This window comes from Rhodopila sp. (assembly GCF_965276935.1).
GTDB lineage: Bacteria > Pseudomonadota > Alphaproteobacteria > Acetobacterales > Acetobacteraceae > Rhodopila.
Genome location: NZ_CBDIBS010000003.1, coordinates 185,888 through 202,500 on the forward strand (window position 1 = coordinate 185,888; position 16,613 = coordinate 202,500).

A 16,613-nucleotide genomic window follows, 5' to 3' on the forward strand; every position below is an offset into this window, starting at 1 on the left:
ATATTCGCTGGCATTGAGTATGCCACGCCAGGAGCCTACCGTAGCCGTCATGGCTGGTGACAGAGCACGACCATTGGGCACCGGCAAAGTATCAACATCAACACAGGCAGGTCTGAGATTTTATGCGTATTCAAGGGAATGCAGCGTCATCCCTCATATGTGGCCAAAAAGAACTGCCCGCGATCGAATGCTCTGCAACGGCCCAGCGGCAAGGTGGCGGTATGCCTATCAACAACTGGCAATCCTGTTGCCATTATCGTCCATTCCTGACGGCAGGCTGTTGCCATTATCGTCCATTCCTGACGGCAGGCTAAAGAGCCACGCGGCGGTGAAAAGCCAGACCCGGTCTTGCATGCGGAATTGGCGGACTGACGATCGCAGTCCCGTATCGAGCCGTCACACCAGCCGGCATGATAGCGGGGCCGGGAGATACAGGGGCACATCCGCTTGCGGTCCGGAGTTGACCCGATCGACCGCCAGTCGAACACACGTCGGCGCCATCTTCACCGGGGTCGTGACCTGCCCGCCATGTTCGAGATGATTTTCGGCCGACCAATGAGAGCGCCGCGTCAGTTTCGCACGGCTGCTACAGGGCTCCAGGCCATTGAGCATTTGCGCGAGTGTCCAGGATGCGGATTGTTCCAGCGCCTGCCAGAACTGGCGCCCGGGCGTTCGGCACGATGCTCGCGCTGCGCATGCCGGCTTGAGCGAAATAATACGCATTGTCCGTTTCTTGCGCCCATCGCCCTCACGATCAGCTCGGTGATCCTCTATCTTCTCGCGGTTGCCGGACCATTGATGACTTTCGACGTCTATGGCCGCTCTCGCACCATCAGCCTTTTTACCGGACCCTTGGAACTCATTCGTGAGGGCTGGGGACCAGTTGGCGTGCTGGTCATGCTCGCGACTGTGATCTTTCCTGCGATCGTGATCGGACTGATGCTCGTGATTCTCATGAGCGTCACACGCGGGCAGCCCTCGGCCTGGACCGCGAGGCGATTCCGCTGGCATAACAAATTGCGGCCTTGGGCAATGATCGAGGTCTATATCCTCGGCGTGTTTGTAGCCTATTCCAAGCTGATTGACCTGGCCCGGGTTGAAATCGGATTTTCGGTCTACGCCATTGGTGGGCTCATGCTCACGATGGGAATAACCGACGCCACGCTCCGGGTTGACCTGATCTGGCAACGCATACGCGGCACCGCTGGCGACAGGCTGGAAAATGCCGGTCCGGCCAAACGGGATGTCGGCAACCCCGGACTGCCGCCGCCGGGGAAGATGATTGCCTGCACCGCGTGCAGCCTGGTCTGTTCGTCCCCCTATGCACTCGAACTTGAGGCGCCGGTTGGCCCCTGCCCACGCTGCAATCAGACGCTTCGCCGGCGCAAGCCGGACAGCCTGAGGCGCACCGTGGCCCTGACGTCGGCAGCGGCGATATTCTACATCCCGGCCAACCTGTTTCCGATCATGACCATCATCAAGCTCTACCAAGGTGGCGGCCACACCATCGTCGAAGGGGTTCTTGAACTCTACGCGGCCGGGATGTTGCCTCTGGCGCTCTTGGTGTTTTTTGCCAGCATCACGGTGCCAGTGCTCAAGATTGTCAGCCTTGGCGTGATGATGTTAGGCACCTGGCGCGGTTCGGCGGTCCTGCTGGTGGATCGCTCCAAGCTGTACTGGATTGTCGAGTTCATCGGGCGTTGGTCAATGATCGACGTTTTCATGGTGTCAATCCTGGTGGGGCTGGTGCAGTTTGGCGCGCTTGGCAACATCAGGGCCAATGCGGGCGTGGAAGCGTTCGCCGCCGTTGTCGTGCTGACAATTTTCGCCGCCAATGCCTTTGATCCGCGTCTCATGTGGGATGCGGCAGGGCTAAATGGCGTCGAGCCGTCGGCGCGGCAGCGTCGTAGGGACGCTGAACGATCACCGGGTCGGGAGGCCGCCAAAGGGGAGGCCGCCAAAGCTTGAGCGATAGCGATCAGCAACCAGCGGACAGGCACGATGATCAGAAGTCGCCGCCTGAAGCAACGACCCATCGCACGCGCTTCTCCGTCATCTGGATCATTCCCATCGTGGCGCTCGCGATCGCGGCATGGCTCGGCTGGCAGGGCCTGTCGCGGCGCGGTCCCGAGGTCACCATCGAATTCGACACCGCGGACGGGCTCACCGCAGGCCAGACCCAGGTAAAACAGAAGTCGGTGGGACTTGGCACGGTTCAGAGCGTGGTGCTCAGCAAGGATCTGAAGCAGGTCGAGGTCCACGTGCAAATGAACGCACAGGCCGCGCCGCTGCTGACGGACCACGCCAAATTCTGGGTCGTCCGGCCGCGGCTGAACGGAATCAACATCTCCGGTCTCGAAACCCTGCTTTCCGGCGCCTTCATCGCGATCGACCCAGGAGCACCGGGTGGGCGTCCGGCGACGCGGTTCAAGGGCCTCGAAGCGCCGCCTGACGTGCGCTCGGATGAACCGGGCAGATCCTACACCCTGATGACCGACAGCATCGGCGCGATCGGCCAGGGTGCTCCGGTGTTCTTTCGCAATGTGGTTGTGGGCGAGGTCCTCGGTTACACCATACCGGCGGGCGGGATCGGTCTGATCCCGGTCAAGGTCTTTGTTCGCGAGCCGTACGATCACGACATCCGCCAGGACACGCGCTTCTGGGACGTCTCCGGGGTTCAGGTCGAGGTCGGTCCCAGTGGATTTCACCTGCAAATTCAATCGCTTCAGGCGGTGCTGTCAGGTGGCGTCGCGTTTGGCCTGCCGCCGCAGCGGCGGGAGAATCCCGCACCCGAGGCGACCGACAATGCCAACTTCAAGCTGTTCGCCAGCAAGGGCGACGCGGATCTCGCCGGGTACCGGGAGCAGACCAAGTTCGTGACCTACCTCCGGGGTTCGGTACAGGGACTCGCCGTCGGCAGCCCGGTCGACATGTTCGGCTTTCAAATCGGCAACGTTACCGGAATCCAACTTGCGGTCGACCCGCGTCGCGGACAGGCTCAAGTAAGGGTGTCGATGGTGGTGCAGCCTGAGCGTTTCCTGTCGGAAGATCAGATCACGCAGAACCCGCCGCTCACGTCGGTTCAGGCGATGGTGAACAACGGGATGCGAGCGGAAACCAATACATCAAGCCTGCTCACCGGAGCCTCGATGATGTCAATGACGTTCGTGCCGAATGCGGCGCCTGTGAAAGTTACCACGGAGGGTGATGAGATTGTGCTGCCGAGCCAATCTGGGACGGGTCTGGTCGGAATCGAGGATGCATTGTCAGGGCTTTCCACCAAGCTGTCGTCAATGCCGCTTGACCAGATTGGTCAAAATCTCAACAGCCTGCTGTCCCATGCCGACAGCACGGTCAACGATCCCGACCTGAAGCAGGCGCTCCACGAATTAAATCAGTCAATGCAAAGCGTGCAGCATCTTGTTGCGCAAACAAATCGAGGCGCCGGACCGCTCATGCAGCGCCTGCCGGAGATGTCACGGCAGCTCCAGCAGACGATCGCTCATGCCAACGAGGCGTTGAACAGCTACAGCGGCGACTCGAATTTTCACCGCGACCTTGACCAGGCCCTGGAACAACTGAACGAGACCGCAACGTCGCTGCGTACTCTCGCTGACTTTCTCAAGCGCCACCCGTCATCCCTGCTGTTTGGACGCAACGGTCCGTGACACGTCCCATACGCCAAGATATCGCCGATACGCATTTTGGGCCGCGTTGGCGTAGGGGGGCGCGCAACGTGGTCACGCTGGCGCTGGTTCTGTTGGTTGCTGGCTGCGGATCAGCCGAACCGAAATACTATACTCTGACGCCTTGGCCGGGCACCCCGCAAGGCGGCGGCCCATTGACGGTGGAAGTCGAGACGCCAGTCGTGGCGGATTACCTCAACCGGGACGACATTGTTCTCGATAATCGCGGCTATCAGCTTCATCTCGCCCGAAATGCTGCTTGGGCGGAACCGCTTCCCGGTGCAATCGGCAGCAATTTAGCCTTGGATCTCAGTCAACGTCTGCCCGGCAGCAACGTCTACGCCGCGAATGGCGGGATCTCGTCGACGGCCGAGGCGGTTGTGGCCGTCAATGTCTCACGTTTCGCCGAAGACGACGCCGGCCGGGCGGAGATCACCGCCATGGTGTCGGTGCACCGTCCGCATGGTCCCATACCCAATATCAGGCCGCTGCATGTCGTGACGCCATTAAACGATAGAACCATGGGGGCGTTGGTGGCATTGCTCAGCCAACTGCTGGGGCAGGTGGCGGACGAAGTGGCGATCGATCTGCGTGCGCTGGGACCCACACAACCGGGGACAGCACGTGCCGGACGTGCATCGTGATACCGCGTTGGCTGGCTTGCTATGTGCTGCTCGGTCTTGTTCAAAGCGGCATGGTGCCCGTTATCCTGCCACTCGCCGCCAAGCAAGGAGCCGCCGCCGGGCTGACCTATGCCGCCTTCGCCGCCGCCGGTGTCGCGGCACCGTTCATCGGCGCCTGGAGCGACCGGCACCGCAAGCATCGCCTGACGCTTGCCTGTGGTCTCGGTCTCGCTGGTCTGGCGCTGTTGGCACACACCTTGGGCGGCGGGATCGCGCTGCAAATGGCCACGGCGTTGCTCGTCGGGCTGGGCGTTTCGAGCGCCAGCACGGTCAGCATGATGTTCATTGTCGAGGTGGAGCCGCGATCGCGGTGGGATGGCCAGATCGGCGCGTTACAGGCGTGCATCGGAGGCGGGCAACTGGTCGGTCTGCTAATTGCCGGCCTGCTCGGGTTGAAGCACGTGAACACGGCCTTTCTCCTCGGTGCGGGGGTGCTGCTGCTCGCCGTGCCGCTGGCATTCGCATTCGCGCCGGATCCGGTTGTCGAGGTGGATCGGGCCAGCCTGTCGTCCCGCCCGGCGCGTGGCGGAGACGCCACACCGATGGGTCCTCATCGTTCCTTGCACAAGGTCACGTGGCGCGCCGTGGCGGGTCTTGGTCATAGTGGTCTTGCGTGGTTCCTCGCCGCATGGCTGCTTTCGTACACTGCGACGAATGGGCTCTCGGTCATGTTCGCGGTCGCCATGGTGCGCGACTACCAGGTACCGGCAACGCTGCCGACTACGGCGTATGCTGTCGGTGTTGGCTGCAGTCTGCTGCTCTACCGGCTTGTCGGTGGGTGGGATACGCGGTTTGGCCCCTGGCACATCCTGAGCATGGGGCTTGCGGCGCGGGCGTTGCTGGTGGCGGGGATGGTGGTGCTGGCAACGCGGCACACCGATACGACGGTGTTGCCGATCCTGATCTGCTTTGGCGCGACCCAGGTCATGTGGCCATTGCTTTCAGTCGCCAGCAACACGCTTGCGGTCACGCTCTCACCTGTGCGCCAAGCCGAAAGCGTTGGGCTGCTGAATGCCGCAACCTCCATTGGAGCAACGATTGGCGGAATTTTGGGGGGAATCCTGTTGCGTGCGGGCTTTGCCTGGCTGTGCGCCGCCGTCCTCGTCGCATTGATGCTGTCGCTCCTGCTGGCGTGGCATCCCAGGGTGCGGCTTAATCCGTCATGATACCAATGCACCGATGGACTGCCGCAACGGCCACGGAATGATCACCGGCAAGCTGGTCAGTCAAGGCGCGACGAGGACGGGAATCATGGCCAAACCGAACCTTATGCGAAACAAAATGGGTCGCCGCGGCGGGTCACGCGGTTCCTCACCGCTCACGAGGTGGTCAACACCTTCTTCGTCAAGGCAACGGTCGGCTGCTGCTTGTCGTCTACATGATTCGTTGCAAGAACTTTTTAATGTCGGATCGATGACCTGACCATCATCACTGAGACTGCAACCGTCTTTATGAAGGCCACATATCGTTGTGAATTAATGGACATGGCTTTTCTGCTGCTCTGTGGTGGCAGGTTTCGGGATACTCTGCTGGCAGGGCTTCGTGAAACTTTGTTGGTATTGCGGAGTTGTTTTCAGGCGTGGTGGTGCTGTGAAGTTCCTACGTCGCAAATAATCAGTTTGGGGGCTGAACTATGACTGGTTCATCAAGCTTGGCATCTTCGGGGGGCAAATCCCCTGGCGCGGACACTTCGTCGCATCAATTCGATCAGCCCGCGGCCGGGGTGAAGCAGGCGCCGCCCTGCACCCTGGTGATCTTCGGCGCCGGCGGCGACCTGACAAAGCGGCTCCTGATGCCGGCGCTCTACAACCTGTCCGGCGGCAAGCTGCTGCCAGACAGGTTTTCCATCATCGGCGTGGACCGCGTGCAGCAGGGCGACGATGCCTGGCGGCATACGTTGACCGAGACGATGCAGTCCTTCACGAAGGACAAGACGGCCGAATTCTACACGCCGAAGCTGGATGACGCTGCCTGGGGCTGGGTATCCAGCCGCCTGCACTACCTGTCAGGCGACTTCAGCCAGGATGAGACCTTCGCCAACATCGGCAAGGCAATCGGCGACGGCAGTGCCGTGTTCTATCTGGCCGTCGCGGCACGCTTCTTTGGAACCGTGGTGGATGGCCTCGGCAAGGCCGGGCTGTTGAAGCAAAGTGACAGCATGTTCCGCCGCGTGGTGATCGAGAAGCCGTTCGGCGCCGATCTGCCGTCCGCTCAGGCGCTGAACGCTCGCATCCTCAAGCAGGCGGATGAGAGCCAGTTCTACCGGATCGACCATTTCCTGGGAAAGGAAACGGTGCAAAGCATCATGGCCGTCCGCTTCGCCAACGGCATGTTCGAGCCGATGTGGCGCCGGGAATACATCGACCACGTGGAGATCACCGCCGCCGAGACGGTGGGGGTGGAGCAGCGCGGCGCCTTCTACGAACCCACCGGGGCACTGCGTGACATGGTGCCCAACCACCTGTTCACCCTGCTGTGCATGGCTGCCATGGAGCCGCCGAACTCCTTTGATGCGGAGGACGTGCGCACGGAGAGGGCCAAGCTGGTGCAGGCGATCCGCCCGCTGCGGCCGGACGAGGCAGTCCGCGGCCAGTATACCGCCGGCGAAGAGCTGGCAGCCGCCGTGCCGGCCTATCGGCAAGAGCCGCACGTGGCACCGGACAGCCACACGGAAACCTACGTGGCTCTCAAGCTGTCAATCGAGAACTGGCGCTGGGCCGGCGTGCCGTTCTACCTGCGTACTGGCAAGCGCATGGCGGGTCGGCAGACGGAGATTTCCATCCATTACAAGCCCGCCCCCTATCGGATTTTCAGCGGCACTCCGGTGGATGCTACCACCTCGAACGTCGTGCGCCTGTTGATCGATCCGGATCAGGGCATCGATACGGAACTTGATGCCAAGGTGCCGGGACCGCAGATGCGGCTCGGCCGGGTCAAGACATCCCTGCGTTACAAGACGTTCTTTGAGGAGCCGCCGAATGTCGGCTACGAGACGCTACTCTACGATTGCATGATGGGCGATACGATATTGTTCCAGCGCGCTGACAATATCGAGGCGAGCTGGCGGGTCGTACAGCCGCTGCTGGAGGCCTGGGGCCGCGGCGAGGGCGAGGTTGAAAGCTATACAGCCGGCAGCCAGGGCCCGGCAGGGGCCGATGCCCTGCTGCAACATGACGGCGATGCATGGTCAAGGCTGAGCGATTAAGCCTGCTGTTGTCCAGGCGGCTCAGGATGGTGACCTACGGCCGGGACGCCAGGCTGATCTGGCATGATGGCGAAATCGCAGCCGGACCACTGGTCGGGTGAGCCAAAGGCAGTAAGGGGAGCAGCGGTATTGATGGATGGCACGGATAGACATGATGGTCCGCTTCCGATCGAGGACTATGCACTGATTGGTGATTGCAAGACCGCCGTGCTAGTTGGCCGCAACGGGTCGATCGACTGGCTGTGCTGGCCCTACTTTGACAGCGACGCCTGCTTCGCCGCCTTGTTAGGCTCGCCCGACAACGGGCGCTGGCTGCTCACACCGGCGGACACGACCGCCTGCGTCACCCGGCGCTACCGCGACGACACGATGATCCTGGAGACGCTGTTCGAGACCGACGAAGGCAGCGTCGCACTGATCGACTTCATGCCGTTCAAGGCGGAGACGTTCGCCATCGTTCGCCGGGTGGAAGGCCGCCGCGGCCAAATGCCCATGCGCATGCATATGATGCTGCGCTTCGAATACGGCTTGACGACGCCATGGGTCACGCGGCTTGAGGACGACGGCGGTATCGAGGCTGTCGCGGGTCCAAACCGCGTGTTGCTGCGCACCGGCATTGCGCTGCGGGGGGAGGATGGCGCGACGGTGGCGGACTTTACCATCGGCGAGGGAGAGGCTGCGCAGTTCATTCTGTCCTGGGGCAGGTCTCATCTTTCGCCGCCGGCCCCGCTCGACGCAGCGGACGCGTTGGCCCGGACAGAAGCATTCTGGCGCGACTGGTCAGGCCGCTGCGACTATAACGGCACTTGGCGCGAACCTGTGCTGCGCTCGCTGCTGACGCTCAAGGCTCTGTCTTTCGGCCCGACCGGCGCCATTGTCGCGGCGCCGACCGCGTCCTTGCCCGAGCAACTCGGCGGGTCGCGCAACTGGGACTACCGCTTCTGCTGGCTGCGGGACGCGACGCTGACGCTGATCGCGGTGATGGCTGGCGGCTACCTGGACGAAGCCGCGGCCTGGGGGGCATGGCTGCACCGGGCCGTGGCCGGCAACCCGGACGAGGTGCAGATCATGTACGGCATCGGCGGTGAGCGTCGGCTGACGGAATGGTCGCCGTCCTGGCTACCAGGCTACCAAGGCGCGTCCCCGGTGCGGTTCGGCAATGCCGCATCCGGCCAGGTGCAGCTCGACACGTTCGGCGAGGCCATGGGCGCGCTGCACGTTGCTCGCCTCCATGGCCTGAGCCACCCCAGAGAGGCTTGGGAAATGCAGACAGCGTTCGTGGAGCACCTCGAGCGGATCTGGGAGCAGCCAGACAGCGGGATCTGGGAGGTTCGCGGCGAAAGCCGTCAGTTCACCCACTCCAAGGTCATGGCCTGGGTGGCGGTCGATAGCAGCGTGCGTGACGCGGAGGCGTTCGGGCTGGAGGCGCCGCTGGACCGCTGGCGCCAACTGCGTGAGCACATGCACCAGGTGATCTGCGAGAAGGGCTACGACCAGGCGCGCAACAGCTTTACCCGAAGCTTTGGCAGTTCGGCGACGGATGCCAGCCTGCTGTTGATCCCGCAGGTCGGCTTCCTTCCAGCGAACGACCCGCGCATTCTCGGTACGGTTAAGGCGATCGAGGAGGACCTGTTGGTGGACGGCTTCGTGTTGCGCTACCGAACAGAGGGCGGTGGCGATGGACTTCCCACGGGAGAGGGTGCTTTCCTGCCCTGTTCGTTTTGGCTGGTCAGTGTCTATCAGCAACAGGGTCGCCACCAGGAGGCACAGGTTCTATTCAAGCGCCTGCTGTCGCTTTGCAACGACATCGGTCTGCTGTCGGAGGAGTATGACACCACAGTAAACCGACATGTCGGAAATTTTCCGCAAGCCTATTCCCATCTCGCACTGGTTGGAGCGGCTCTGACGCTGGATGGGATCGATATCGCGCAGGCTCGGCAGAGGACATCGCGACCGAGCAGTTGATAGGAGAATAACATGGATGATGACGAGCTGATCGCTGGCGGCACAGGGTCAGGCGGTGACATGCTTGAGCACCGGCTGGCACAGTATGGCACACGTATTACGCTGATCGAGCGGAGCGATTACATGCTCCAAAGCCGATCCAACCGGCACAGCAAGCCCAGCCTTATCGTGAACAGGGACGTAGCGATGCATTTCCGTCAGTGGATTGGCGCATGAGTTTCGCCGTAGCACTCGCGGTCCGTTACCTGCTGGTTGTGCTGTTCCTGCCGTTCAGTGCATTGGACAAGATCATCAACTTCAAGAGCGCGGTGGGTCAGGCGAAGGAGATGGTGACAGCCAATGGCCTAGCCGTCGCGTTGATCCTGACTGGACTCGCCGTAGAGATCATAATGCCGCTCGCCATTCTGACGGGTGTCGCTGACCGTCTAGCTGCCTTCATCATGGCAAGTTACTGTGGCGTGACGGCTTTGTTGTGGAAGCGGTGGTGGCAGCCAGGCGACTTCTGGCATACGGGCGAGAGCAAGGCGCGCACACTCTTCTGGGACTTCCTCAAGAATTTTTCCCTGGCCGGGGGTTTCCTGTTGCTCGCGTTTGGTCTTCACGCGGCTGACTTCTCGGCGTTTCTCGTTAACCCACTCGGCTCATCCCATCCCTATACGCAGGAAGCGCGATGATTGATCTTGGTCCGCGGGTGCATCTCGCAGTGGCGCTATCGGTTCCGGCGCGTGAACCGGTGGGCTAAGCCTTGCTCTCCCCGCCGCCGTAATACTGACACCCAAAAATGTTGACTCCTGGTAGATCCTCAAGTGGGGCCTGAAATCTTACCTTGATCGTCCCACAAACCTGAATAAAGGTCGAGGCTTACGGCGTTGGTACAGGAAGGTCAGCCCCTGCGCGGGTCGAGTGCTGGCCCCGTCGATGTGGACTTTTGGGGGAAATCAGCCTGTTATCTATCCCAAGTGAGTTACAGCTCGGCCTTTACGTGCCCGTCCTTGAGCAGTTGACGAACAACCTCTGGCTGCAGGTCACCCCATCCGAACCGGCTTTGCCTAACCGACTCGATGATACATTGAGCTACCTGACGTTCGGTTCGCTCGATACTTTCGGTCGAAGCCAACGCAACAGCCAGTCGCGCGGCTTTGCCCACGTCTCGAGCCGATAGATCCCAATGGGCTGATTTTGCGAAACATCCGTCCGGACAATCCTTCGCGGTCGTCTTTTTCGCACTTATACCCATGTGTGGACGGCCCCTTGGGTTCAAGACGGCTATGCACAGGATGAGCTGAGGGTCGCATGCGGTCATGTGTCCGGCCTGTTGGCGCGGTCGCATGACCGCTGGCCCAGATGGGATCCGCAAGCGAGTGCCAAACAACCGCGCGGCCTGGTTCGGCCACAGGTATAAACGGCATTTCTCGCTTGTCGGTGCGACCGTTGGTCATCTTGCTGTTGGCCTTGAACCCCGGCAGCCGCTGCGGCTAGGCGGTAGCCGGCTGATGCCGGTAGGCCTCGCCGCGCGACATCATCGCCCACACGATGCGGGCTGTCTTGTTGGCCAGCGCCACCGCAGCCAGCTTCTTTGGCTTGCGCGCGAGCAACGCCAGCAGCCAGGTGGAGGTGTTTGGCCTGCCTGGCCTGACATGCTGGATCACCGCGGTGGCGCCCACCACGAACAAGCTGCGCAACCGTTCATTGCCGGCTTTGCTGATGCGGCCCATGCGCTGCTTGCCGCCCGTCGAGTGCTCCTTCGGCGTGAGGCCAAGCCAGGCCGCGAAGTGGCGCGCGGAGGCGAAGTCCTGGCTATCAATGGCGAGTGCCAGGGTGATGGCGGTGACCGGGCCAATGCCGGGCACCTCAGCCAGCATGCGGCTGACCGGGTTGGCCTTGTGCTGGGCGAGCAACTCGGCATCGAGTTCGCCAATCTGGCGGTCAAGCTCTGCGATCTGCTCGCCGATGCGCACAAACATCGTCCGTGCCGCCGCTGGGATCGCCGTCTCGGCACCCAGCCTGTCCAGCAACGGTTGGACATGCGCCGTGCCTTTGCCGGCAATGACGCCGAACTCGGTGGCATGCCCGCGCAGGGCGTTTATTAATTGAGTGCGTTGGCCGACCAGCATCTCACGGTGGCGCAGAATGACCAGCGCGGCTTGCCGCTCGGCGCTCTTGACCGGCACCGAGGCCATGCCAGGGCGCGACGCCGCGTCATTGATCGCTTCGGCATCGGCGCGATCGTTTTTGGCGCGCTTGACGAACGGCTTGACGTACTGAGCCGGTATCAGGCGCACCGTATGGCCCAGCCGGGCCAGCAAGCGCCCCCAATGATGCGCGCCGCCGCACGCCTCCATGATCACCTCGGTGCTGGGAAGCTTGCCAAAGAAGGTTTCCATTTCTGCGCGCCTGAGATTCCTGCGCACAACAGGATGTTCCTGCTCATCGACGCCGTGCAGCGTGAAAACATGCTTGGAGGTATCAATGGCAATGCGCTTAAGCTTCATCTGGACGGTCCTCTTGTTGGAGCTATGACAACCCAACTTTGGCACGCGATGCCGTGGGGCCGTCCACCCCAACAACCGTTGGATTTCCGCGTCGTCTACCCACCGCAATTTGACACCTTCGAGTTTTTTCCTTCCCGCACAATAAGCGGACACGACGCGATTGAGGTCTCGGTGATCCGGACCCAATTCCCAAAACGAGAGGTCGCTTTTGCTTCCGAGCACGTCCTGAAGCACCCGGACCGGGCATTCAAGGTGTGGTTCGATCAAGGTGCGGGTTTCAATAGAACCAGCGAAGTCGGCCCACTCGCTGCTGGTTATAAACCGAGCTAGGTGTGTCACGGTCAGCTCGGACTCCCTAGGCTCGCCTCGATGAGGTTTTTAACGTCTCGGTTCGTCTCGGACGCTTGTAACAGGCGCATGGCAGCGGATGCGGCGGTATCGTTGATTGCATCCAGCGCGCGGACAGCCTCATACCTGATTGAAGCCTTGTCATTCAGCAGCAAACGCGACGCTACGGCCACCTTAACTGCAGGTTGAACAGACCTTACGTCTACAAAGCAGTCTGAAAGAACAAACCCAAGTAGGTCTGGTTGATCGCGATAGGCGCTCGCCAGTTCGCCCACAAGCCCGGCACTCAAATCAGAAAACACGTCGAATAAGTCTTTGAGCCTTACCCGAGCAACTTCTAGCGATACCTCATCATTCGGATCGATTTCGTCTAACACTTCTCGGCACTTCTGGAGGGCGTTGGTGAAAAGTCCCTGATTTACACTCAAAAGTCGATGAACTACGTCATTTGCCGGTATAGCAAAATTGGATTCGCCCGACTGCAGGAGCGCCCAGAAGGAAAGAGCCGTCGAAGTTGCATCTGCTAAAGACAGTCTCACAAGTTCGGTGCGGGACAATTGGACGGCGCCATTGCCAGAATGCGGATCTGTATAAGTAGTTAGGTTGGTTGAGGCACCGTACAGTGTCCCGTCGGCTATAGGGCTGCCCGTCTCGTAAGCTACAGAGAGCTTAACAACGTTGTTGCTCGTGTTCGAACTCACGGAATATCCCGAAACGAGACTTATCAAATAGTCTGTGGTCGGATATGCGGTTGTAAGGCTCATTATGCCAGTCCTTCTAAAATGGCTTTTGCCCTTTCAAAGACTTCCTGATATACTTGTATCGTTTCCATCTCAAATATAGCGACCGGATTGTTGGTATAGGTATTTATATCGATCTCTGCCCTAAGCAAAAAGATCTTTAAGCCTTCCGAAAAAGGAAGGGTCATTGGGATTGACCCAGTAAATACCTGGGTTGTCATTGATTGCCAATTACAGACTTGGTTGATCTGCCCTTTGAAGGTAGTTGCTGAAATCCGACGAGAGAACCGCCAGGCTAATTCGGAATCGGTATCTAAGTTAACGGGCAAGGTAGGGAAATGGTGGAGCATAACTTCCGCTACTTCCCGCTCACTACCTAATTGGCGAATGGCGATTGGAGCAATGGCCAATCTCGCGACCGGGCCAAGTTTCTCACAAAGCTGTCGACCGAGGTCCGAACAGCGTGAGAAGGCTTCCTCCAGGGGACCGACATGGACGACTGGGGATAAACCCTGCGGTTGATCGGCCGCATAAATGACATCCACACGGCCCGGGGTTTCGCCGAGAATGAGCTTGCCTTGGCCAAATGAGACAATCTCCTGTCTTATTCCTTGCGCAGGACGGTCACTTATCTGCTCAGGAACCAGTCCGATAAGCGATGCGAGGCTCGTTTGTTTCGAGAGGGGCTGGGGAACGAAGTACGTCACCCGTATGCTCTCGCCGAGCCATCTCTCTTTGAATAGGCTTGTTGCTGTGCCGCCCGTCACGGTATCCCCTCTACTCGCGCGCATTCGTTGGCTGGATCGGGCTCCTAACCCTCTGCCAGGGACATCCTACCAGCAAGGGCATGGTCCGCCTACATGATCTAAATGCGCGAACCGTAGGTCTGTGTGCGAGCGCCGTGCCGGAATTGGGTTGCGGGGACAGGATTTGAACCTGTGACCTTCAGGTTATGAGCCTGACGAGCTACCGGGCTGCTCCACCCCGCGGTGGTGGTAACGTTGCGCCGTTCACGTGGCGGTTTGCGCGCTGGAGGGGTTTCGCTTTCGTCTGAGGATCGACGTCTGAACCCTGACGACTGGCAACGGCGTTCCAGGGTGGATGGGAGGACCTGGCGGCGACCTACTCTCCCGTGCCTTGAGGCACAGTACCATGGGCGCTGGGGGTTTTCACGGCCGAGTTCGGGATGGGATCGGGTGCGGGCTCCCCGCCATGGCCACCAGGTCGTCCAATCCACCCTGTCGAGGGTGATTGGGCGAGGGGGGATCGTGGTTCTGGTGTTGTGTGACTGTGTTGGCGGCCCGCAGCGTTCACCCCCGCGGCTTGCAGGCCCGCGCCGTTGCCAACCGACCCCGGCGCTGTTGGGGGGGAAGGCTGTCACGGCGGAGGCTGTGGCGGGGGATGATTTCCATGCATGGTGTTGGCCTGTAGGGGGCTGTTGGGGGATCGAGCCGCTTGGGCGATTAGGACCAGTTGGCTGCACGCGTTGCCGCGCTTGCACGTCTGGCCTATCGACGTGATGGTCTATCACGGCCCTACAGGGTGTGACCCCAGGGAGACCTGGTTTTGAGGTAAGTTTCCCGCTTAGATGCTTTCAGCGGTTATCTTGTCCAGACATAGCTACCCGGCGGTGCCACTGGCGTGACAACCGGTGCACCAGAGGTCTGTCCATCCCGGTCCTCTCGTACTAGGGACAGATCCTCGCAAGTCTCCAACACCCACGGCAGATAGGGACCGAACTGTCTCACGACGTTCTAAACCCAGCTCACGTACCACTTTAATCGGCGAACAGCCGAACCCTTGGGACCTGCTCCAGCCCCAGGATGTGATGAGCCGACATCGAGGTGCCAAACCTCCCCGTCGATGTGGACTCTTGGGGGAGATCAGCCTGTTATCCCTAGAGTACCTTTTATCCGTTGAGCGATGGCCCTTCCACGCGGGACCACCGGATCACTATGGCCGACTTTCGTCTCTGCTCGAGCTGTCACTCTCGCAGTCAGGCGGGCTTGTGCCATTGCACTCAGCAGCCGATGTCCGACCGGCCTGAGCCCACCATCGCGCGCCTCCGTTACACTTTAGGAGGCGACCGCCCCAGTCAAACTGCCCACCATGCAGGGTCCCGGACCGGGCTGACCGGTCGCGGTTAGACATCAGAAGAGGTCAGGGTGGTATTTCAAGGTTGGCTCCACCCGAGCTAGCGCCCTGGCTTCGATGCCTCCCACCTATCCTACACAGCCCCCTCCTAATGCCACTGCAAAGCTGCAGTAAAGGTTCATAGGGTCTTTCCGTCTGACCGCGGGTACCCCGCATCTTCACGGGGAATTCAATTTCGCTGAGCCGATGCTGGAGACAGTGGGGAAGTCGTTACGCCATTCGTGCAGGTCGGAACTTACCCGACAAGGAATTTCGCTACCTTAGGACCGTTATAGTTACGGCCGCCGTTTACCGGGGCTTCAATTCAGTGCTTGCACACCTCCTCTTAACCTTCCGGCACCGGGCAGGCGTCAGGCCGTATACGTCGTCTCTCGACTTCGCACAGCCCTGTGTTTTTACTAAACAGTCGCTACCCCCTGCTCTGTGCCACCCAAGCGTGGTTGCCCACCCTTGGGTCTCGCTTATCCCGAAGTTACGCGAGCAATTTGCCTAGTTCCTTCAGCATCGTTCTCTCAAGCGCCTTGGTATGCTCTACCAGTCCACCTGTGTCGGTTTCGGGTACGGTCTATACGCTGGAGCTGTTTCCCGGAACGGCGTGACGGCACGGGCAATCCGATAAGCCCGCACAATTTCGGCCATTCGTCACTTCCAGCAGGCTGGGGAGTGTTAACCCCATTCCCATCGACTACGGCTTTCGCCCTCGCCTTAGGGGCCGGCTCACCCTGCGCGGATTAACCTTGCGCAGGAACCCTTGGACTTTCGGCGACAGCGTTTCTCACGCTGTTTGTCGCTACTCATGTCAGCATTCGCACTTCCGATACCTCCACCACCCCTCACGGGTATGGCTTCGCAGGCGTACGGAACGCTCCGCTACCGCGCACTTACGTGCGCCCACAGCTTCGGTACGTGGCTTGAGCCCCGTTACATCTTCGGCGCGGGATTTCTTGACTAGACCAGTGAGCTATTACGCTTTCTTTAAAGGATGGCTGCTTCTAAGCCAACCTCCTGGTTGTTTTGGAATTCCCACATCCTTTCCCACTTAGCCACGATTTGGGGACCTTAGCTGGTGGTCTGGGCTGTTTCCCTCTCGACGACGGACCTTAGCACCCGCCGTCTGTCTGCCACGCAAGACACCTCGGTATTCGGAGTTTGGTTAGGTTTGGTAAGGCTTTGGACCCCCCTAGCCCATCCAGTGCTCTACCCCCGAGGGCATAGACGTGACGATCTACCTCAATAGATTTCGCGGAGAACCAGCTATTTCCGAGTTTGATTGGCCTTTCACCCCTAGCCACAGCTCATCCCCGACTTTTTCAACAGGCGTGGGTTCGGCCCTCCAGTGC

General features: G+C 60.4%; 11 protein-coding genes, 1 tRNA gene and 2 rRNA genes (1 of these 14 cut by a window edge). 8 read left to right on the forward strand and 6 right to left on the reverse strand.

Annotated elements, in window-relative coordinates:
• The first annotated feature begins 636 nt into the window (after positions 1-636).
• The 8 genes from ACQY4S_RS08730 to ACQY4S_RS08765 all read left to right on the forward strand — a co-directional run bounded on the left by ACQY4S_RS08730 (position 637) and on the right by ACQY4S_RS08765 (position 10,213).
• Positions 637-1,968: a paraquat-inducible protein A gene (locus ACQY4S_RS08730; RefSeq protein ID WP_428484819.1), complete on the forward strand. Its 1,332-nt coding sequence runs from the start codon at positions 637-639 to the stop codon at positions 1,966-1,968.
• On the forward strand, positions 1,965-3,668 hold the full coding sequence (locus tag ACQY4S_RS08735) for an intermembrane transport protein PqiB (protein ID WP_428484820.1): 1,704 nt from the start codon (positions 1,965-1,967) through the stop codon (positions 3,666-3,668). Before ACQY4S_RS08730 ends, ACQY4S_RS08735 begins: the two co-directional genes overlap by 4 nt.
• A gap of 68 nt (positions 3,669-3,736) precedes the next feature.
• On the forward strand, positions 3,737-4,330 hold the full coding sequence (locus ACQY4S_RS08740; RefSeq protein ID WP_428484821.1) for a PqiC family protein: 594 nt from the start codon (positions 3,737-3,739) through the stop codon (positions 4,328-4,330).
• Positions 4,327-5,535, forward strand: coding sequence for an MFS transporter (locus tag ACQY4S_RS08745; protein WP_428484822.1), 1,209 nt, complete (start codon positions 4,327-4,329; stop codon positions 5,533-5,535). Before ACQY4S_RS08740 ends, ACQY4S_RS08745 begins: the two co-directional genes overlap by 4 nt.
• A gap of 467 nt (positions 5,536-6,002) precedes the next feature.
• Positions 6,003-7,574: a glucose-6-phosphate dehydrogenase gene (zwf, locus tag ACQY4S_RS08750; RefSeq protein WP_428484823.1), complete on the forward strand. Its 1,572-nt coding sequence runs from the start codon at positions 6,003-6,005 to the stop codon at positions 7,572-7,574.
• 63 nt (positions 7,575-7,637) lie between these two features.
• Positions 7,638-9,539 (forward strand): glycoside hydrolase family 15 protein, encoded by a 1,902-nt coding sequence (locus ACQY4S_RS08755; RefSeq protein WP_428484824.1) that lies wholly within the window; start codon positions 7,638-7,640, stop codon positions 9,537-9,539.
• A gap of 12 nt (positions 9,540-9,551) precedes the next feature.
• Positions 9,552-9,755 carry a hypothetical protein gene (locus tag ACQY4S_RS08760; RefSeq protein WP_428484825.1) on the forward strand — a complete coding sequence of 68 codons (204 nt, stop codon included), beginning with the start codon at positions 9,552-9,554 and terminating at the stop codon, positions 9,753-9,755.
• Complete coding sequence (locus tag ACQY4S_RS08765) at positions 9,752-10,213, forward strand: DoxX family membrane protein (protein WP_428484826.1); 462 nt, start codon at positions 9,752-9,754, stop codon at positions 10,211-10,213. The genes ACQY4S_RS08760 and ACQY4S_RS08765 overlap by 4 nt, the downstream gene beginning before the upstream one ends.
• 801 nt (positions 10,214-11,014) lie before the next feature.
• On the opposite strand, the gene ACQY4S_RS08770 is transcribed toward ACQY4S_RS08765, so the two are convergent.
• The 6 genes from ACQY4S_RS08770 to ACQY4S_RS08795 all read right to left on the reverse strand — a co-directional run.
• A complete protein-coding gene (locus tag ACQY4S_RS08770) occupies positions 11,015-12,031 on the reverse strand; it encodes an IS110 family transposase (protein WP_428483443.1) in 1,017 nt (338 codons plus the stop codon).
• Positions 12,032-12,372: 341 nt separating this feature from the next.
• On the reverse strand, positions 12,373-13,080 hold the full coding sequence (locus ACQY4S_RS08775) for a hypothetical protein (RefSeq protein ID WP_428484827.1): 708 nt from the start codon (positions 13,078-13,080) through the stop codon (positions 12,373-12,375).
• A 62-nt stretch (positions 13,081-13,142) separates the two neighbouring features.
• Positions 13,143-13,886, reverse strand: a complete 744-nt coding sequence (locus ACQY4S_RS08780) for a hypothetical protein (protein WP_428484828.1) — start codon at positions 13,884-13,886, stop codon at positions 13,143-13,145.
• A gap of 148 nt (positions 13,887-14,034) precedes the next feature.
• Positions 14,035-14,108 (reverse strand) — tRNA-Met (locus ACQY4S_RS08785).
• A gap of 120 nt (positions 14,109-14,228) precedes the next feature.
• Positions 14,229-14,343 (reverse strand): 5S ribosomal RNA (rrf, locus tag ACQY4S_RS08790).
• Between the two features lie 218 nt (positions 14,344-14,561).
• A 23S ribosomal RNA gene (locus tag ACQY4S_RS08795) occupies positions 14,562-16,613 on the reverse strand (it continues 749 nt past the right edge of the window).

What these genes read in the sequence shown, in the direction of transcription:
- ACQY4S_RS08755 (WP_428484824.1), top strand. Translation starts at nt 7,638, where the DNA reads ATGATGGCGAAATCGCAGCCGGACCACTGGTCGGGTGAGCCAAAGGCA.
- zwf (WP_428484823.1), top strand. Translation starts at nt 6,003, where the DNA reads ATGACTGGTTCATCAAGCTTGGCATCTTCGGGGGGCAAATCCCCTGGC.
- ACQY4S_RS08760 (WP_428484825.1), top strand. Translation starts at nt 9,552, where the DNA reads ATGGATGATGACGAGCTGATCGCTGGCGGCACAGGGTCAGGCGGTGAC.
- ACQY4S_RS08770 (WP_428483443.1), bottom strand. Translation starts at nt 12,031, where the DNA reads ATGAAGCTTAAGCGCATTGCCATTGATACCTCCAAGCATGTTTTCACG.
- ACQY4S_RS08765 (WP_428484826.1), top strand. Translation starts at nt 9,752, where the DNA reads ATGAGTTTCGCCGTAGCACTCGCGGTCCGTTACCTGCTGGTTGTGCTG.